Genomic DNA, 16,903 nt, shown 5'->3' with positions numbered 1-16,903 from the left:
CAACCCACCGACCCTGGTGTAGGTCTGAGGGGAGACAACATGGCGGCGATGAAGCCGCGGACGGGCGACGGTCCGCTGGAAGTCACCAAGGAGGGTCGGGGCATCGTCATGCGGGTCCCGCTGGAGGGCGGTGGCCGGCTCGTCGTCGAGATGACTCCCGACGAGGCCAACGCGCTCGGTGACGCGTTGAAGGCAGCCGCCGGCTGAGTGAGGGACGACCCGGACGGCGTACGCCGGTCGGAGCGTTTCTTGGACCCTGAGCCACCGGGATCGCCGGTGGCTCAGGGTCTTCATCGCTGTGGGCGGGCAGTGGCCCGATCCATGTGGGGGAAAACTTCCTGGAGGTGCGGTTCCGCGTGCTCGCCATCCGTCCGCTCGCCGAGCCCGAGCGGCTCGACGTCCTCGTCCTGCCCGTGCGCCCCACCGATCCGGCGGCGGGAGGTGACGTCTCGGCGGAGCTGGCGCCGACCGCGGTGACGCCACCGGACGGTACCGCCGAGGAGGCGGCCGCGCTGGTGCCGGCCGCCCGGCTGAGCGGACGGGCCGGCGAGATCAACACCCAGCTTCGTCCCGGGCGTGACCCCGGCCGGCTGGTGCTCCTCGGTATCGGCGACGGCGAGGAATCCGCGTGGCGGACGGCCGGCGCGGCCCTGGTCCGCGCGGCGTCAGATGAGACACACATCACTATCGCGCTGCCCGCCGGGGTGACCCCGGCCATGGTGCGTGGGCTGGTCGAGGGACTGTTGCTCGCCTCGTACCGGTTCCGGCTCACCGACGCGGACGAGCCGCCCGCGCTCGACGGCATCGACCTGCTGCTCACCGACCCGGAAGCCCACGAGGACGCCCTCGCCACCGCGCGCACCACCGCGGCGATGACCCGCCTCGCCCGCGACCTGACCAACATGCCCTCGTCGGTGAAGACCCCGCAGTGGTTCGCCGACCAGGCGGCCGTCGCCGCCGCCGACCTGCCGGACCTGCGTCTGACGGTCCGGGGTCCGGCCGAGCTGGCCGCCGAGGGCTTCGGCGGAATCCTCGCCGTGGGCGGCGGCTCGGCCAGTGGGCCACGGCTGCTGGAGATGGACTGGCATCCCGCGAACGCGCGTACCCACGTGGTGCTGATCGGCAAGGGCATCACGTTCGACACCGGCGGCATCTCGATCAAGCCGGTGCCCGCGATGAAGCTGATGCGCAAGGACATGGCCGGCGCGGCGGCGGTCGTCGCCGCCACCGTCGGCGCGGCGGCGCTGCGCCTGCCGGTCCGCGTCACCACCCTGGCCCCGCTCGCCGAGAACATGGTCAGCGGCTCGGCGTTCCGTCCGGGCGACGTCATCCGGCACTACGGCGGGACGACCAGCGAGACGACCAACTCCGACGCCGAGGGCCGCCTGGTCCTCGCCGACGCACTCGCCTACGCCGTCCAGCAGCTCAAGCCCGACCTGCTCGTCGACCTCGCGACCCTCACCGGCGCGAACGCCGTGGCGCTGGGCAAGCGGACCGCCGCCCTCTACAGCGAGAACGACGACCTGGCCGCCGACGTGCTGAACGCGATCGAGGCGGCCGGCGAGGCGGCCTGGCGGATGCCGCTGCACGGCGACTACGTCGAGTACCTGGGCAGCGAGATCGCCGACCTGTACAGCGCGCCCGTCCAGGGCGCCGGATCGGTGACGGCCGCGCTCTACCTGCGCGAGTTCACCGGCGACCTGCGGGACCGCTGGCTGCACCTGGACATGTCCGCCCCGTCGTGGGCGGACGGCGACTACGCGGAACTGAGTCGCGGCGCGACGGGTTGGGGCGTCCGCTCGCTGCTGCGCTGGCTGGCGGCCGTCGACTGACCGTCAGCGGCGTACGGCGGCCAGGACCCGTCAGCGGCGTACGGCGGCGAGCAGCCGTCAGCACTTCACGGCGGCGAGAACCCCGTGCCCGACCGGGAGCAGCGCGGGTATCCAGTGCTCCGACTCCCGCAACGCCTTGATCGTTTCGCGTACGGTCACCGTCTCCGCGTCCCGGGCGGCCGGGTCACCGATCCGGCCGCCGGCCAGCATCCCGTTGAGCGCGAGCACGCCACCCGGGCGGAGCAGCCGCAGCGCCGCCTCCACGAAGGCGTGGAAGCCGGTCGCCTCGGCATCGACGAAGACGAGGTCGTACGCCCCGTCGGCCAGCCGGGGCAGCACGTCCGACGCGCGGCCGGTGATGATGCGGGTACGGCCGGCGGGAAAGCCCGCCTCGGTGAAGATCCGTCGGGCGATCCGCTGGTGCTCCACCTCCACGTCGATGGTGGTGAGCACACCGTCGGCGCGCATGCCGCGCAGCAGCCAGACGCCGCTCACGCCCGTACCGGTGCCGATCTCCACGACCGCGCGGGCGTTCCCGGCGGCGGCCAGCAGCCGCAACGCCGCCCCCGCTCCGGGCGTGACCGCCTCGAGGCCCACCTCGTGGGCCAGGCTGCGGGCGGTACGCAGCACGAGATCCTCGGTCACGTACGACTCGGCGAACTGCTGAGCCTGGGTCGTCGAACTGCCGGGACCGGCGACCGTGGCGATGGGGCACCTCCGGGCGGTGCGTGGTGCGAGGGGCGGGTGGGCACTGTGAGCGTAGAGGCGACCGGCGCGAGGCGCAGCCGCGCCTCCGTCCCTCCACGATCACCGGGGGCAACCGCTGACTCCACCGCGCGCATCCGTGCAATCCTGGAAGCGGTATTCCGTCAGCCTCGACCGCGCTGAAGCGTGGCCGGGTGACGCCGTACGGGATCCGGGGGACGGACTGGGAGGCACCGACGTGACCGACGGCTGGGAATGGCGCCGGGACGGTGAGACTCCGGCTCCGGCGCGCGCGGCGGGGGCAGGAGTCCCGCCGGTGGGGCCGCCGGCCGCGCCGGGGAGCGGCACCGCGCCCGAGCCCTCGGCGGGCGACAGCGCGTCCGTGGCCGGACCTCCGGTGTACGCCGGCCCGCCGCCCGCCACCGCGCCCGGCCCGTCGCCGTGGTGGTCCGACGCGCTCGACGACCCGTGGCGTGACCCGGCGGCCCCCGCCGCGGTCGTGGTGCCGTCGGTGGTGCCCGCCGGCACCGAGCCGGAGCCGGTCACCGACCCGGACGCGCCGGGCCGACCGACGTTGCGGCACCTGCTGCTCATCCCGGTGATCACCGCGCTGCTGGCGGGCACCCTCGGCGGTGCCCTGGGCTACGCGTTCGCGGTGCGTGGCGGCGCGGCCGGCACGGTGCTCGGTGCCCAGGCCGCGGACCCACCGGCGCTGGCCCAGCGCAAACCGGAGTCGCTGGCCGGGGTCGCCGAACGCGTCCTGCCCAGCGTGGTCACCATCCGCGTCAGCAGCCTCGGCGGGACCAGCGAGGGCTCGGGGTTCATCGCCAGCGCCGACGGGCACGTCATCACCAACGACCACGTGGTGGCCGGCAGCAACGGCAAGGCCTCGGTGGTCTTCAACGACGGCAGTTCCGCGGCGGCGACCGTCGTCGGTCAGGACCCGGAGTCCGACATCGCGGTGATCAAGGTCAACCGGACGGGCCTGCGGCCGGTGGAGTTCGGCGACTCCGACGCGCTGGCCGTCGGTGATCCGGTCCTCGCCATGGGCTCGCCCCTGTCGCTGGCCAACACGGTCACCGCCGGCATCGTGAGCGCCCTGGACCGGACGATGCAGGCCGGTGAGCCGGGCGGCCCGGTGCGCTACTACGCGGCGATCCAGACCGACGCCGCCGTCAACCACGGCAACTCGGGCGGCCCGCTCGTCGACGGCGCCGGACGGGTGGTCGGCGTCAACTCCACCATCAAGTCGCTGGTGGCCGAGGGGCAGGAGGCCGGCAACATCGGTCTCGCCTTCGCCATCCCGATCAACCAGGCCAAGCGGGTCACCCAGGAGATCATCGGTACCGGCAAGGCCCGGCGTACGGTCATCGGCGCCCAGGTCGGTGGCCCGGGCGCGGGTGCCGGCGGCGGCGTACGACTGGCCGCCGTGGAGCCGTCCGGTCCGGCGGCCGGGGCCGGGCTCAAGGTGGGTGACGTGATCCTGAAGCTCGACGGCCGGCCGATGACCGACCCGATCGACCTCATCGCCCTGGTCCGCAAGTTCGCCCCGGGGTCGGTGGTGACCGTCGAGTTCCGGCGGGGGACGGCACGACGGAACACGTCGGTGACCCTCGCCGCGGATGCGAAGTGAACAGCGGGTCACCCCCTGCCGGAAAGCGGCCCGACGTGCGTAGTCTTGCTGCTGACGCCGAGAGGAGGCCCGCGGGATGCTCGACAACCTGAACTGGTGGGAGATCGGTGCGCTGCTGCTCCTGGCGCTGCTGATCTTCGGTGACCGGCTGCCCGCCGTGATCAACGACGGCCTGCGGCTGGTCCGCAACCTGCGGAACATGGCCCGTAACGCCACCGGCGACCTCAGTCGTGAGCTGGGCACCGACATCCAGCTCGAAGATCTGCACCCGAAGGCCTTCATCCGCAAGCACCTCCTCAGCGAGGAGGACGAGGCGGCGATCCGTAAGCCGCTCCAGGGCGTCTACGACAACCTGCGCGCGGACGTCAACGGCGTGCACAACGACCTGAAGGACGTGGCCAACGCCGCGGACCTGCGGTCGAACGGGACGCGATCGGGCACCGCCACCGGTACGCCCGCCACGCCGGCGCCCCGGGTCAGCTACGACGACGCCACCTGAGGCGACCCGGCACCTGAACGAGCGCGCCCCGCAGGCCCTGGTCGGCCGGCGGGGCGTCGTCGTGGTGGGGTGCGGTTCAGCGCCCGGCGGGCTTGAGGCCGAGCGGCTTGCCGAGCAGCGACTCACGGCGCAGCGCGAGCCGGTCGGCGACGCCGCCGAGCGCCTGCGCGGCCGGCGACTCCGGCTCGGCCAGCACGATGGGGTTACCGGCGTCGCCGGCCTCGCGGACCCGGGTGTCCAGCGGGATCTGTCCCAGCAGCGGCACCTGCGCGCCGATCGTCCGGCTCAGCGACTCGGCGACGGCCGTGCCGCCTCCGGCGCCGAAGACCTCCATCCGGGAACCGTCCGGCAGCTCCAGCCACGACATGTTCTCGATGACGCCGACCACCCGCTGGTGGGTCTGCAGGGCGATCGCCCCGGCCCGCTCCGCCACCTCGGCGGCGGCGGTCTGCGGGGTGGTGACGATCAGGATCTCCGAGTTGGGCAGGAGCTGGGCCAGCGAGATCGCCACGTCGCCGGTGCCCGGCGGCAGGTCGAGCAGGAGCACGTCCAGGTCGCCCCAGTAGACGTCGGCGAGGAACTGCTGGAGCGCCCGGTGCAGCATCGGGCCGCGCCACACCACGGCCGCGTTGCCCGAGGTGAACATGCCGATCGAGATCACCTTCACGCCGTGCGACTGCGGCGGCATGATCATGTCTTCGACCCGGGTCGGCCGGCCGTCCGCGCCGAGCATGCGGGGCACCGAGTGGCCGTAGATGTCGGCGTCCACGACGCCCACGGAGAGCCCACGGGCGGCGAGCGCCGCCGCCAGGTTGACCGTCACGCTGGACTTGCCGACGCCACCCTTGCCGCTGGCCACCGCGTACACGCGGGTGCGCGAGCCGGGCTGGGCGAACGGGATGACCGGCTCCTCGCTGGCACCGCCGCCGCGCAACTGCGCCTGTAGCGACTGCCGCTGCTCGGGGCTCATCACGCCGAAGTCGATCTCCACGCCGGTCACCCCGGGCACCGCCGCCACCGCGGCGGTGATGTCGGTACGCAGCTTGTCCTTGAGCGGGCAGCCGGCGACGGTGAGCAACAGCTCGACCCGGACGACGCCGTCCGTGCCGATGGTCGCGGACCGGACCATGCCCAGCTCGGTGATGGGCCGGCGGATCTCCGGGTCGTTGACGGTGGCCAGGGCGGCCTGGATCGCGTCCTCGACGGTGCTCACGGGTGCTGACATGCCCGCAATGCTACGTCGCGGGGCATCCCGACCGGCCGCTGGCCGAGGGTGGTGTGAGCCAAACGATGGGCCTTCGTCAACGCTCGGGCCGGGCGTCGCGGGCGTAGTCGTCGTCCAGCTCGTCGCGTGGCTCGTCCAGCCCCGGGTCGCCGCTCGACCGTTGACCGCCCTTCTCCTGCTGCCGGCGCTCCAGGCGTTGCCGGCGCTGGCCCGCCTCGTCCAGCTCCTCGGCCAGCCGGGCCAGTTCGGAGCGGAGGAAGTCGCGGGTGGCCACCTCGCCGAGCGCGATCCGCAGCGCGGCGATCTCCCGGGCCAGGTACTCGGTGTCCGCCTTCTGGGCGGTGGCCCGCCGCCGGTCCTCCTCCAGCGCCAGCCGGTCCCGGTCGGCCTGCCGGTTCTGGGCCAGCAGGATCAGCGGCGCGGCGTAGCTGGCCTGCAACGACAGCACCAGCGTCAGGAACGTGAAGGTGTACGGGTCGAAGCGCAACTCGGCCGGGGCGAGGGTGTTCCAGCCGAACCAGATCGCGATCACCACCGTCATGACGACGATGAAGTTCGCGGTCCCCATGCCCCGGGCGATCCCCTCCGACCAGCGGCCGAACGCCTCGGCGTCGAACCGGGGAAGGGTGATGCCCCGAGGCTCGCGGGGCTGGTCGAGCCGCTCCGTCCGCCGCTGCTCAGCCACCGTCGCCGTCCAGTACCGCGTCCGGGGTGCCCGGGGCGTTCACGGCGTCCCGGTCACGCCAGTCCCGGGGCAACGAGTGGTCCAGGACGTCGTCGACCGTGACCGCGCCGACCAACCGGCTGTTCCGGTCGATCACCGGCATGGCGACCAGGTCGTAGGTGGCCATCCGGCGGGTGATCTCCGGCAGTGGGGTGGTGGGACGCAGCGGGTCGATGTCGTTGACCACCACCTTGCCCAGCAGGTCGGCCGGTGGCTCGCGCAGCAACGCCTGGAAGTGCACCATGCCCAGGTAGCGGCCGGTCGGGGTGTTCTGCGGCGCCCGGGTCACGAAGACCTGCGCGGCGACGGCGGGGGAGAGCTGCGGCTCCCTGATCCGGGCCAGCGCCTCGGCCACGGTGGCGTCCGGCGGCAGGATGACCGGTTCCGAGGTCATCACGCTGCCCGCCGTACCCGGGGTGTACTTCAGCAGCTGGCGGACCGGGTCCGCCTCGTCGGGCTCCATCAGGTCCAGCAGCACGTCCTGCTCCGGTGGGGGTAGCTCGTTGAGCAGGTCGGCGGCGTCGTCCGGGTCCATCTCCTCCAGCACGTCGGCGGCGCGTTCCCGGTCCAGCGCGGCGAGAATCTCCACCTGGTCGTGCTCCGGCAGCTCGCTGAGCACGTCGGCCAGCCGCTCGTCGTTCAACGCGGCGGCCACCTCGTTGCGCCGGGCGTCGGGCAGGTCCTGCAGGGCGTTGGCCAGGTCGGCGGGGCGCATGTCCTCCAGGACGGCGAGCAGGTTCGCCGTACCCCGGTTGTCGGCGATGCCGCTGAGGCCGCGCACCCGGTCCCACTCGACCTGGTGCAGGTGGCCGCGGCGGCTGAGCCGGCCGGTCTGCTCGCGGACCGCGACCCGGGTCAGCGACCACTCGCCACCCCTGGTGCACTCCATGGCGACGTCCACCACCGCGCCGGGCTGGCCGCCCGGGTCGAGCTGTACCCGCCGGTCCAGCAGTTCCTGAAGCACCAACAGCTCGTTCGGGCGCTTCTCGAAGCGCCGCAGGTTGAGCGTGCCGGAGCCGAGCACCACCGCGTCCGCGTCGATCGACGTGATGCGGTTGATGGACAGGAAGATCCGCCGACGCATCGGCATCTCGGCGACCAGACCCACCACCTCGGGCGGGCGGGTGGTCGCGCGCAGCCGGGCCACGGCGTCACGGACCCGGCCCACCTGGTCACCGTTCGGATCGAAGACGGCGACTCCGGCGAGGCGGGCGATGTAGACCCGGGTCGGCGTGCTCACGGGCACCAGCCTAAGCGCCTAGTGTTTATCAACATGTCGACCTTGGCCTACGAGATCGTGGACGTCTTCACCGACCGCCCGTTCGCCGGCAACCCGCTGGCCGTGGTATTCGGCGCCGAGGCGCTGGCCACGGAGCAGATGCAGGCGCTGGCGTTGGAGTTCAACCTCTCCGAGACGGTGTTCGTGCTGCCACCGACGCAGGTCGGCGCCACCTACCGGGCCCGCATCTTCACACCGGTCGAGGAGCTGCCGTTCGCCGGGCACCCAAGCGTCGGCGCGGCGGTCACCGCGAGCCGGCGCGGGATGTTCGGTGTGGGGCAGGTCACCCAGGAGTGTCGGGCGGGTGTGCTGCCGATCGAGGTGACGGCGTCCGGGGCGACGCTCACCGGGGGCAGTCCCACCCTCGGCCCCGAGTTGGATCCGGAGCCGCTGCTGGAGATCGCCGGGCTGGGCCCGGACGACCACGACCGGAGCGGGCCCGCCCCCCGGGTGGCCGGCTGCGGGTTGGAGTTCCCCTACCTGCCGGTCCACCCGGACGCGGTGGCCCGGGCACGGGTGAACCCGGCGGCGGCGGAACGGTTGGGGGTGGCGCACGTCAGCGTCTTCTCCTGGGACGCCGCCACGCAAACCGCGCACACCCGGGTCTTCGTGCCGGGGATCGGCGTTCCGGAGGACCCGGCGACCGGTTCGGCGGCCCTCGGGCTGGGCGTCTGGCTGGTGGCCAGCGGGCTGCTGCCGGCGCAGGGGTTGTCGCACTATTCGGTGAGCCAGGGTGTGGAGATGGGCCGCCCGTCCGCGCTGGCCTGCACGGTGACCGCGGCGAACGGCGTGGCGGTCGGCGCGACCGTCGCCGGCCAGGTGATGCCGGTGGCCCGGGGTGAGATCGCCGTACCGCCGTTCGTGGGCTGAGCGGCGGCGTCGATGCGGGAGGATGCGGGTGTGACGGACGAGGACACCGCCGGCGGCACGCCGCTGGTCGACGAGGCGATGAAGAAGGCCGCGGTGGCCTGGGTCAGCGTGTCCGGTGGGCCGGCGCGCGCGCTCTGGTGCGCCCCGCTGGAGGGCGCGCTTCTGGTGGTGAGCGGGCCGGGCGAGCAGCAGGCGCCGGGCCTCGCCGACGCGACCGAGGCGCAGGTCACCCTGCGCGGCGACCACGGTGGGCGGATCGTCACCTGGCCGGCCCGGGTGACCCGACTGGTGCCGGGCACCGAGGCGTGGGACACCGCCGCGCCGCTGGTGGCGGGCAAACGCCTGAACGCGCCCGGCCCGACCGCCGACCTGGTGGCCCGCTGGGCCGCCGACGGTTGCGCCCTGAACCGCCTCGCCCCGGCCGGCACGCCCCTGGCCGGCACGGAACTGCCCTCCGACGCGCAGGCCGAGCCGCCCCGGGAGACCTCGGCGGTCCGTGCCACCCGCAAGCCGTTCCGCCTGCACCGGGTCCGTCGACGCTGAGCGGGTCAGCCCGCCCCGACGGCCGCGGTGACCCCGGCGTCCACGAGGTCGAGCACCTCACGCAGCGTGCCGAGCGTCGGGCCGCGCCACTGACGGTCGGCGTTGAAGACCATGTGCTCGGTCAGATCGGGCGCGGCCAGCCGGACCGCGGTCATGCCGGCCTGCTCGGCGCCGGTCAACTCCTGGCTGCCGCCGTCACCCACGTACAGGCAGTCGGCCGGCGCGAGCCCGAGTCGACGGCAGGCGGTCAGGTAGAGCGCGGCGTCCGGTTTGCAGCGTCCGACCTGCACCGAGAAGACCCGCACGTCGAGCAGGGGAGCGACGGGGAGTTGCGGCAGGAAGGCCGGCAGTTCGTGCGTACAGTCGCTGATCACTCCGGTGCGGACGCCGCGCCCGCGCAGCGCCGCCAGCACCAGCACCGCGTCGGCGCGCAGCCGGGTGTCCGCGCGGATCGCGCGGTGCCGGGACGCCACCGCCGCCCGTAGGGCGCCGTCACTCGGGTGTACGCCCGCCTGGGCGCACACCCATCGCATGGTCGTCTCCGCGTCGCCGAGCCGCCCGGTGGCGCGCTCGTAGTAGGTGCGGTTCAGCACCTCGCTCAACGTCTCGCTGGGACAGCCGAGCAGTTCGGCGGTGCCGAGGTGCGCGGCGCCGCGCTGCACCGAACGGGTCAGCGTGCCGAAGAAGTCGAACAGCACCGCCTGGTAGTTGGGCATGGGCGAACGCCTCCGGGCGGTCGTGGTCGCCGGCATGACCGCGTGATGGTAACGGGGCGCTGACCCTCCGTGTTGTCCGTCATACGTGTGAGGATTACTGCTCGTGTCTCCATCCTCCGACCGTCCATCCCTGGACCCGCTGACCACCGGCGCGGTAGGTCTGGCCGTCGTCGCCATCTCGTCGTCCGCGCCGTTGATCGCGTACGCCGCTGCTCCCGCGCTGGCCATCGCCTTCTGGCGCAACCTGCTCGCGGTGGCGGTGCTGAGTCCGTTCGCGCTGGTCCGACGACGCGCCGAGTTCCGTGCGCTCCTGGCGCCCGCCGGCCGGCGCGAGGGGTTGTTCTGCGTACTTTCCGGAGTCGCGCTTGCCGGGCATTTCGCAACCTGGGTCCCGAGCGCCCAGCTCACCTCGGTCGCGGCGGCCACCGCGCTGGGTGCCACCCAGCCGGTCTGGCAGGGGCTGATCGCGCGTGCCCAGGGGCGGCGGCTGCCCACGGTGGTCTGGGTCGGCGTCGCGGTGGCCGTCGGCGGCGCGGTGATCGCCACCGGGGCCGACGTGGGCATCTCCGGTCGAGCCGTCGTCGGTGACCTGCTGGCGGTGACCGGCGGCATGTTCGCCGCGGTCTACACCGCCTTCGGCGAACGGGCCCGCGCCAGCATCAGCACCACCACCTACACGACCATCTGCTACGGCATCTGTGCGGCGATCCTGCTGGTGATCTGCCTACTGGGCGGGGTCCGCACGGTCGGCTTCGACGAGCGCACCTGGCTGGCGATCCTGGCCCTGGTGGCGGGTGCCCAACTGCTCGGGCACTCGATGTTCAACTACGCCCTGCACAAGATCTCGGCGACGACGGTGAGCGTGCTCGTCCTGCTGGAGGCCCCCGGGGCGGCGCTGCTCGGCTGGGCCTGGTTGCACCAGGTCCCCCGCCCGTACGCGCTGCTGGGCATGGCACTGCTGCTGGTCGGGGTCGCGGTGGTGGTGCTGGGCGGTGCCCGCGCGGGCCGCCGCGCCACGCCCCCGACCCCGCTGCCCGCCGCCGCCCCACTGGACAGTTGAGCGGACGGGACGGACCGTCAGACCTCGGTCACCTCGATGACCCTGGTGGTCGGGGCGGCGTCGCCGAGGTCGGCGCGCAGCGCGGCACGCTCCGGGTCGACGAGGAACGACTCGTAGCCGGTACGAGCCGCGAAGATGATCACGTGTACCTCGCTGCGCCCGTCGGTGCCGCGCAGCCGCCGTTCCAGCCGGCCGCCGTGCCGGTCGAGCAGGGCCAGCACGGTGTCCTCGTAGCGTTGCCCGGCGGTCTCGGCCCCGTCCGCGTACTCGACGATCGCGACAAGCGTCAGCATGGCCGCCACGCTACCCATCGATGCCGACGGCCGTGGCGCTGGCCGCCCAGAGTCGGGCCGCGAGCTGCGGGTCGGCGGCCTTGCGGTACGGCCGACGTGGCCGGCGGTTGTAGTAGTAGCCGCCGTCGACGAGCCGCGCCGGGTCCTGGTTCGCCAGCCAGACGAGCGTCTCGGCGCCCTTCTCCGGGCTGCGGAACGGCATGAACCGCATGCCGAAGGCGACGAGTCGACTGTCGTTGGCGAACCGGGTCCGGACCACTCCCGGGTGGAAGCTGTACGCCGAGATGCCCGGCCAGCGCCGGGCCGCCTCGGCGGCGAACAGGATGTTCGCCTGCTTACTGGTGCCGTACGCGCCCATCGGCCGGTAGTCGCGCAGCGGCCTGTTGAGGTCGTCCGGATCGAGCGCGCCGAAGCGGTGCGCCCCCGAGGCGGTCACCACCGTCCGGGCCACCCGGTCGGCCAGCAGGTTGGTGAGCAGGAACGGGGCCAGGTGGTTGGCCTGGATCGACATCTCGAAGCCGTCGACGGTGGTCAGCGGTTGCAGCGCGATGGCACCGGCGTTGTTGGCCAGCACGTCGATCCGGTCGTACGCGTCGCGCAGCCGCTGTGCCAGGCCGCGTACGTCGTCGAGCACCGCGAAGTCGGCCCGGAACAGTTCCGGGCGCTCGCCGGCCGTCTCCCGTACGCGCTCCGCCGCGGCCTGTAGTCGGGCCGGGTCCCGCCCGACCAGCACCACCTGGTCACCGCGGCAGGCGAAGGCCACCGCGGCGGCCAGCCCGATGCCGGAGCTGGCACCCGTCACGACCACCAGGCGACGCTCAGTGAGATCTTCCACAGGTCCATTCACCGCGGTCATGGCGCGAGGTTACCGTGGCGTCACCACGCCCTTTGGGATCGTTAAGTTTTCCTCGCATTCAGGTGGCGTCGGCGTGCCCGCCGGTCGCTGGAAGGAGCGCATCCATGGCCGCAGTCGGTCGTCCCCGCCGGTCGTGCCTGGCCGTACCGGGTTCCAGCGTCAAGATGCTCGGCAAGGCGCAGGGCCTCCCCGCCGACCAGGTGTTCCTCGACCTGGAGGACGCGGTGGCCCCGCTGGCCAAGCCGGAGGCGCGCAAGAACATCGTGGCCGCCCTCAACGACGGGGACTGGGCCGGCAAGACCCGGGTGGTACGCGTCAACGACCTGACCACCCCGTGGACGTACCGGGACGTCATCGAGGTGGTCGAGGGCGCCGGCGCGAACCTCGACTGCATCATGCTGCCGAAGGTGCAGGACGCCGGCCAGGTGCAGTGGCTGGACCTGACGCTCACCCAGATCGAGAAGACGCTCGGCCTCGAGGTTGGCCGGATCGGCATCGAGGCGCAGATCGAGAACGCCGCCGGTCTGGTCAACGTGGACGCCATCGCGGCCGCCTCGCCCCGGGTGGAGACCATCATCTTCGGCCCGGCCGACTTCATGGCCTCGATCAACATGCGGTCGCTGGTGGTCGGCGGGCTGATCCCGGACTATCCGGGCGACCCGTACCACTACATCCTGATGCGCATCCTGATGGCCGCCCGGATGCACGACAAGCAGGCCATCGACGGGCCGTTCCTGCAGATCCGGGACGTCGACGCGTTCCGTGAGGTGGCGAAGCGGTCGGCCGCGCTGGGCTTCGACGGCAAGTGGGTGCTGCACCCGGGCCAGATCGACGCCGCCAACGAGGTCTACCAGCCGGCGCAGGCCGACTACGACCACGCCGAGTTGATCCTCGACGCGTACGAGCACTACACGTCGGAGGCCGGCGGCAAGCTCGGCGCGGTGATGCTCGGCGACGAGATGATCGACGAGGCGTCCCGCAAGATGGCGCTGGTGATCGCCGCCAAGGGCCGCGCCGCGGGCATGAGCCGTACCTCGTCGTTCACCCCGCCGGCCGAGTGAGTGGCCGGGCCGGGTCGACCGCCGCCGGCCGGCGACCCGGTCCGGCATCCGGCGGTACGCCCACCGGCCCCACCTCAGTAGCTACTGCTGCTGCTGGAACTGCCGTTGGCGACCGCGAAGATGATGATCGCGACGTACGCGGCGATCCCCAGCACCATCAGCGCGGTGATGATCCAGCCGACGATGATGCCGGCCTTCGCCATCCCCTCGCCGTCCTCGCCGCTGGCCCGGATCTGCTTCTGCGCGACGTGCCCGAGGATCGCCCCGATCGGCGCGGTGATACCGCACGAGGTGAGGCCGACCAGGGCCAGCACCAGCGACGCGATGGCCAGCCCGTTCGTCTTGCGCGGGGCCGGGTAGCCGTAGCCGGGGTACTGCGGCGGGTAACCCGCCGGGGCGTATCCGGGCGCGGGGTAACCGGGCGGCGCGTAACCGGGCACCGGCGCGCCGGGCGCCAGCTTCGCGCCCGCGTACGGGTCGACCGGCGCGTACGGGTCCACGGGCCCGGGTTGGGCGGGCACCGGCTGACCGGCCACCAGGGTGGGGTCCGGCGGTGTGCTCGACGGCTGAGTCGACCAGGTGGGGTCGTTCCAGTCGCCGGGAGGCGGGGGATTGGTCATGCGTGATCTCCGTCGGCTCGGTTGCGCCGTCAGAGTAGCCAGGAGTGACCAAACCCGACGCCCCCGCTCCCGGGTGCCGCGTTGCCCGGGCCGGTCGTAACGGGCAGGATCGCGGGCATGGCAATCGACGCGCGTGCCGCGGACCGTTCCGGCAGCCGACCGCGACGGGACGTGAGCCGCCCGGGTGCGACCCGGCGCGCTCGGGTGGCCCCGTCGACCGGCGCCGATGAGCCGGTGGCGCTCGCCGATCCGGTGACCATGCGGCTCGACGGTCGGGTCGCCCTGGTGACGGGCGCGGGCAGCGCGGACGGCATCGGGTACGCCACCGCACGCCGGCTCGTCGACCTGGGCGCGCGGGTGGCCATCGTGTCGACCACCCGGCGCATCCACGAGCGGGCCGGTGAGCTGGGCGTGACCGGGTTCGTCGCGGACCTCACCGACGAGTCCGAGGTCGGCGCGCTGGCCGACGCGGTGGCCGAGCAGTTGGGCGACGTCGAGGTGCTGGTCAACAACGCCGGCCTGGCCAGCCGGGCCAGTCAGGGGGTGCTGCGCCCGGTCGCGCAGTTGACCTACGACGAGTGGCGCGGCGAGATCGACCGCAACCTGTCCACCGCGTTCCTGTGCAGCCGGGCGTTCATCGGCGGGATGGCCGAGCGGGGCTGGGGACGGATCGTCAACCTGGCGGCCACCGCCGGGCCGGTCAACGCCCTGCCCACCGAGGCCGCGTACGCCGCCGCGAAGGCCGGTGTCGTCGGGCTGACCCGCGCGCTGGCCATGGAGATGATCGCCGACGGGGTGACCGTCAACGCGGTCGCGCCGGGCACCATCTACACGGCGGCGTCCACGATGGCCGAGATCAAGCAGGGTCTGGGCACCCCGGTCGGCCGACCGGGCACGCCGGACGAGGTCGCCGCCGCGATCAGCTTCCTCTGCTCGCCGGCAGCGTCGTACATCACCGGTCAGATGCTCGTGGTGGACGGCGGTAACAGCGTCCGGGAGGCTCGGTTCCGCTGACGTCGCGGCGGGTCAGTAGCCGCGGCTGTCGCCGGTGTTGCCCAGGATGACGAGCGCCAGCCAGCCGCAGCAGGCCAGCAGGGTCAGCGCGGTGAACACGTAGCCGAGGATCAGGCCCCAGGTGGCGAGCTGGTCACCCTCCTCGCCGCTGGTGCGGAGTTGCCGCTTGGCGAGGTGGCCGAGGACGACGCCGGCCGGCGGGAACACGAAGGCGAACACCAGCGACAGGATCGCCAGGATGTTGGTGCCGCGACCGGGCCCGGACGGCGGCGGGCCGTACTGACCGTAGGGGCCCTGTGGGGGGTACGGCGGCTGCTGGCTCCAGTGCGCCGGCTGGTGCGGCCCCTGCCGCTCGTACGGTGACGGCTCGTCGGCCGGCGGCCCGTACGGAGAGCGTTCCGGTGGCCCGAACGACGACTGGTCCGGCGGCGGCGCGTACGGCGACTGGCCGGGCGGCGGTGGCGCGTACGGCGACTGGTCCCGGGGTGGCTCGTACGGCGACGGCGGCGGCTCGTCCCCGGGCGGTCCCGACGGCGGCGGGTGGCTCACGGCTGTCCTCCTCCTGCCGTGCCGGAAAAGTCCTTCTTGCCGGACGCTACCCGGAGCGGTGAACCTTTTCACAGCGGTTGTGTGGACTGGTCACCTTGGCCTGTTCGGCCGGGAGACCGATACTGACCGAGCGTTCAGTTACCCACGAGTAGTGCGCTGATCCCCGGAGGCTGAGATGGCCCGACTCGCCCAGACGCCCGGCCTCACCGACGTGCAGCAGTCGATCCTGGAGACCGTCCGGGAGTTCGCCGACAAGGAGATCATCCCGCACGCCCAACGGCTCGAGCACGCCGACGAGTACCCCACCGACATCCTCGACGGGATGCGCGAGATGGGGCTGTTCGGCCTCACCATCGACGAGGAGTACGGCGGGCTCGGCGAATCGCTGCTCACGTACGCCCTCGTGGTGGAGCAGCTCTCCCGGGGCTGGATGTCGATCTCCGGGATCGTCAACACCCACTTCATCGTGGCGTACCTGATCTCCCAGCACGGCTCCGCCGAGCAGAAGGCCCGCCTGCTGCCGAGGATGGCGACGGGCGAGGTGCGCGGCGCGTTCTCGATGTCCGAGCCGGAGACCGGCTCCGACGTCTCGGCGATCAAGTCCAGGGCGGTCCGGGACGGCGACACCTACGTCCTCAACGGGCAGAAGATGTGGCTGACCAACGGGGCGTACTCCTCGGTGGTCGCCACCCTGGTCAAGACCGACACCGGCGCCGACTCGGTGTACGGCAACATGAGCACGTTCCTGCTGGAGAAGGAGCCGGGCTTCGGCGAGACCGCGCCCGGCCTGACCATCCCCGGCCGGATCGAGAAGATGGGCTACAAGGGCGTCGAGACCACCGAGATGGTGCTCGACGGCGTGACCGTGCCGGATTCCGCGATCCTCGGCGGCGCCGACCAGGTCGGCCGCGGCTTCTACCAGATGATGGACGGGATCGAGGTCGGCCGGGTCAACGTGGCCGCCCGCGCCTGCGGCATCTCGCTGCGCGCCTTCGAGTTGGCCGTCAGCTACGCCCAGCAGCGCAAGACCTTCGGGCAGCCCCTCGCCAAGCACCAGGCGATCGCCTTCAAGCTCGCCGAGATGGGTACGAAGATCGAGGCCGCACACGCTCTCATGGTCAACGCGGCCCGCCTCAAGGACGCCGGCCAGCGCAACGACGTCGAGGCGGGCATGGCCAAGCTGCTCGCCTCCGAGTACTGCGCCGAGGTCGTCCAGGAGGCGTTCCGCATCCACGGCGGCTACGGCTACTCCAAGGAGTACGAGATCGAGCGGCTGATGCGCGAGGCCCCGTTCCTGCTGATCGGCGAAGGCACCTCGGAGATCCAAAAGACCATCATCAGTCGAGGCCTGCTCAAGGAATACAAGCTCTAACCCCCTGCTGCATCCCGCGATCTTGCAGTTTGTGTGGCGACATAAGGTGCAT

Annotated in this window: 19 protein-coding genes; 10 read left to right on the top strand and 9 right to left on the bottom strand. The window is 72.6% G+C overall.

Going from position 1 to position 16,903, the window contains the following annotated elements:
• Window positions 1–39 precede the first annotated feature (39 nt).
• On the top strand, window positions 40–207 hold the full coding sequence (locus AC3EN4_RS00895; protein WP_007455245.1) for a DUF3117 domain-containing protein: 168 nt from the start codon (window positions 40–42) through the stop codon (window positions 205–207).
• 149 nt (window positions 208–356) lie between these two features.
• Window positions 357–1,832: a leucyl aminopeptidase family protein gene (locus AC3EN4_RS00890; RefSeq protein ID WP_435204056.1), complete on the top strand. Its 1,476-nt coding sequence runs from the start codon at window positions 357–359 to the stop codon at window positions 1,830–1,832.
• 57 nt (window positions 1,833–1,889) lie between these two features.
• Here the strand turns inward: AC3EN4_RS00890 and AC3EN4_RS00885 are convergent, their stop codons facing one another.
• Complete coding sequence (locus AC3EN4_RS00885) at window positions 1,890–2,477, bottom strand: O-methyltransferase (RefSeq protein WP_435204055.1); 588 nt, start codon at window positions 2,475–2,477, stop codon at window positions 1,890–1,892.
• 283 nt (window positions 2,478–2,760) lie between these two features.
• Here AC3EN4_RS00885 and AC3EN4_RS00880 point away from each other — a divergent pair, with 283 nt between their 5' ends.
• Both AC3EN4_RS00880 and AC3EN4_RS00875 read left to right on the top strand, forming a co-directional pair.
• The gene (locus AC3EN4_RS00880) at window positions 2,761–4,170 is read left to right on the top strand and encodes a S1C family serine protease (protein ID WP_435204381.1); all 1,410 of its coding nucleotides are present in this window, start codon (window positions 2,761–2,763) and stop codon (window positions 4,168–4,170) included.
• A gap of 76 nt (window positions 4,171–4,246) precedes the next feature.
• Window positions 4,247–4,669, top strand: coding sequence for a twin-arginine translocase TatA/TatE family subunit (locus AC3EN4_RS00875; protein ID WP_435204054.1), 423 nt, complete (start codon window positions 4,247–4,249; stop codon window positions 4,667–4,669).
• Between the two features lie 76 nt (window positions 4,670–4,745).
• On the opposite strand, the gene AC3EN4_RS00870 is transcribed toward AC3EN4_RS00875, so the two are convergent.
• The 3 genes from AC3EN4_RS00870 to AC3EN4_RS00860 all read right to left on the bottom strand — a co-directional run bounded on the left by AC3EN4_RS00870 (window position 4,746) and on the right by AC3EN4_RS00860 (window position 7,858).
• Window positions 4,746–5,894 (bottom strand): Mrp/NBP35 family ATP-binding protein, encoded by a 1,149-nt coding sequence (locus AC3EN4_RS00870; RefSeq protein WP_435204053.1) that lies wholly within the window; start codon window positions 5,892–5,894, stop codon window positions 4,746–4,748.
• Window positions 5,895–5,970: 76 nt separating this feature from the next.
• A complete protein-coding gene (locus AC3EN4_RS00865; RefSeq protein ID WP_435204052.1) occupies window positions 5,971–6,579 on the bottom strand; it encodes a DUF1003 domain-containing protein in 609 nt (202 codons plus the stop codon).
• Entirely contained in the window at window positions 6,572–7,858 is a 1,287-nt protein-coding gene (locus AC3EN4_RS00860) for a magnesium transporter MgtE N-terminal domain-containing protein (protein WP_433117510.1), read from the bottom strand. Before AC3EN4_RS00860 ends, AC3EN4_RS00865 begins: the two co-directional genes overlap by 8 nt.
• A gap of 33 nt (window positions 7,859–7,891) precedes the next feature.
• Between AC3EN4_RS00860 and AC3EN4_RS00855 the strand changes: the two genes are divergently transcribed.
• Entirely contained in the window at window positions 7,892–8,767 is an 876-nt protein-coding gene (locus AC3EN4_RS00855; RefSeq protein ID WP_435204051.1) for a PhzF family phenazine biosynthesis protein, read from the top strand.
• A 12-nt stretch (window positions 8,768–8,779) separates the two neighbouring features.
• Complete coding sequence (locus tag AC3EN4_RS00850; protein ID WP_435204050.1) at window positions 8,780–9,310, top strand: hypothetical protein; 531 nt, start codon at window positions 8,780–8,782, stop codon at window positions 9,308–9,310.
• A 5-nt stretch (window positions 9,311–9,315) separates the two neighbouring features.
• Here the strand turns inward: AC3EN4_RS00850 and AC3EN4_RS00845 are convergent, their stop codons facing one another.
• On the bottom strand, window positions 9,316–10,026 hold the full coding sequence (locus AC3EN4_RS00845; protein WP_435204380.1) for an HAD family hydrolase: 711 nt from the start codon (window positions 10,024–10,026) through the stop codon (window positions 9,316–9,318).
• A 103-nt stretch (window positions 10,027–10,129) separates the two neighbouring features.
• Here AC3EN4_RS00845 and AC3EN4_RS00840 point away from each other — a divergent pair, with 103 nt between their 5' ends.
• Window positions 10,130–11,086 (top strand): DMT family transporter, encoded by a 957-nt coding sequence (locus tag AC3EN4_RS00840; protein ID WP_435204049.1) that lies wholly within the window; start codon window positions 10,130–10,132, stop codon window positions 11,084–11,086.
• Between the two features lie 17 nt (window positions 11,087–11,103).
• On the opposite strand, the gene AC3EN4_RS00835 is transcribed toward AC3EN4_RS00840, so the two are convergent.
• Together AC3EN4_RS00835 and AC3EN4_RS00830 are read right to left on the bottom strand one after the other, a co-directional pair.
• Window positions 11,104–11,379, bottom strand: a complete 276-nt coding sequence (locus AC3EN4_RS00835) for a hypothetical protein (protein WP_435204048.1) — start codon at window positions 11,377–11,379, stop codon at window positions 11,104–11,106.
• A 10-nt stretch (window positions 11,380–11,389) separates the two neighbouring features.
• On the bottom strand, window positions 11,390–12,214 hold the full coding sequence (locus AC3EN4_RS00830; RefSeq protein WP_435204379.1) for an SDR family NAD(P)-dependent oxidoreductase: 825 nt from the start codon (window positions 12,212–12,214) through the stop codon (window positions 11,390–11,392).
• 125 nt (window positions 12,215–12,339) lie between these two features.
• On the opposite strand from AC3EN4_RS00830, the gene AC3EN4_RS00825 reads away from it, so the two are divergent.
• On the top strand, window positions 12,340–13,296 hold the full coding sequence (locus AC3EN4_RS00825; RefSeq protein WP_435204047.1) for an HpcH/HpaI aldolase/citrate lyase family protein: 957 nt from the start codon (window positions 12,340–12,342) through the stop codon (window positions 13,294–13,296).
• 74 nt (window positions 13,297–13,370) lie between these two features.
• Here AC3EN4_RS00825 and AC3EN4_RS00820 read toward each other — a convergent pair whose 3' ends face one another.
• Window positions 13,371–13,916, bottom strand: a complete 546-nt coding sequence (locus AC3EN4_RS00820) for a DUF4190 domain-containing protein (RefSeq protein ID WP_435204046.1) — start codon at window positions 13,914–13,916, stop codon at window positions 13,371–13,373.
• Between the two features lie 117 nt (window positions 13,917–14,033).
• Here AC3EN4_RS00820 and AC3EN4_RS00815 point away from each other — a divergent pair, with 117 nt between their 5' ends.
• A complete protein-coding gene (locus tag AC3EN4_RS00815) occupies window positions 14,034–14,930 on the top strand; it encodes an SDR family NAD(P)-dependent oxidoreductase (RefSeq protein ID WP_435204045.1) in 897 nt (298 codons plus the stop codon).
• A 12-nt stretch (window positions 14,931–14,942) separates the two neighbouring features.
• Here the strand turns inward: AC3EN4_RS00815 and AC3EN4_RS00810 are convergent, their stop codons facing one another.
• Complete coding sequence (locus AC3EN4_RS00810) at window positions 14,943–15,479, bottom strand: DUF4190 domain-containing protein (RefSeq protein WP_435204044.1); 537 nt, start codon at window positions 15,477–15,479, stop codon at window positions 14,943–14,945.
• 175 nt (window positions 15,480–15,654) lie between these two features.
• Between AC3EN4_RS00810 and AC3EN4_RS00805 the strand changes: the two genes are divergently transcribed.
• On the top strand, window positions 15,655–16,851 hold the full coding sequence (locus tag AC3EN4_RS00805; protein ID WP_422738176.1) for an acyl-CoA dehydrogenase family protein: 1,197 nt from the start codon (window positions 15,655–15,657) through the stop codon (window positions 16,849–16,851).
• Window positions 16,852–16,903 lie beyond the last annotated feature (52 nt).

The sequence above is a fragment of the Micromonospora sp. bgisy143 genome (assembly GCF_057708145.1).
This window is presented reverse-complemented; position numbering and strand designations above follow the sequence as displayed.

Excerpts from the sequence above, each read along its gene's own strand:
- AC3EN4_RS00815 (WP_435204045.1), top strand. The coding sequence starts at position 14,034 with ATGGCAATCGACGCGCGTGCCGCGGACCGTTCCGGCAGCCGACCGCGA.
- AC3EN4_RS00820 (WP_435204046.1), bottom strand. The coding sequence starts at position 13,916 with ATGACCAATCCCCCGCCTCCCGGCGACTGGAACGACCCCACCTGGTCG.
- AC3EN4_RS00805 (WP_422738176.1), top strand. The coding sequence starts at position 15,655 with ATGGCCCGACTCGCCCAGACGCCCGGCCTCACCGACGTGCAGCAGTCG.
- AC3EN4_RS00850 (WP_435204050.1), top strand. The coding sequence starts at position 8,780 with ATGCGGGAGGATGCGGGTGTGACGGACGAGGACACCGCCGGCGGCACG.
- AC3EN4_RS00870 (WP_435204053.1), bottom strand. The coding sequence starts at position 5,894 with ATGTCAGCACCCGTGAGCACCGTCGAGGACGCGATCCAGGCCGCCCTG.
- AC3EN4_RS00835 (WP_435204048.1), bottom strand. The coding sequence starts at position 11,379 with ATGCTGACGCTTGTCGCGATCGTCGAGTACGCGGACGGGGCCGAGACC.
- AC3EN4_RS00895 (WP_007455245.1), top strand. The coding sequence starts at position 40 with ATGGCGGCGATGAAGCCGCGGACGGGCGACGGTCCGCTGGAAGTCACC.
- AC3EN4_RS00845 (WP_435204380.1), bottom strand. The coding sequence starts at position 10,026 with ATGCCCAACTACCAGGCGGTGCTGTTCGACTTCTTCGGCACGCTGACC.
- AC3EN4_RS00875 (WP_435204054.1), top strand. The coding sequence starts at position 4,247 with ATGCTCGACAACCTGAACTGGTGGGAGATCGGTGCGCTGCTGCTCCTG.
- AC3EN4_RS00825 (WP_435204047.1), top strand. The coding sequence starts at position 12,340 with ATGGCCGCAGTCGGTCGTCCCCGCCGGTCGTGCCTGGCCGTACCGGGT.
- AC3EN4_RS00855 (WP_435204051.1), top strand. The coding sequence starts at position 7,892 with ATGTCGACCTTGGCCTACGAGATCGTGGACGTCTTCACCGACCGCCCG.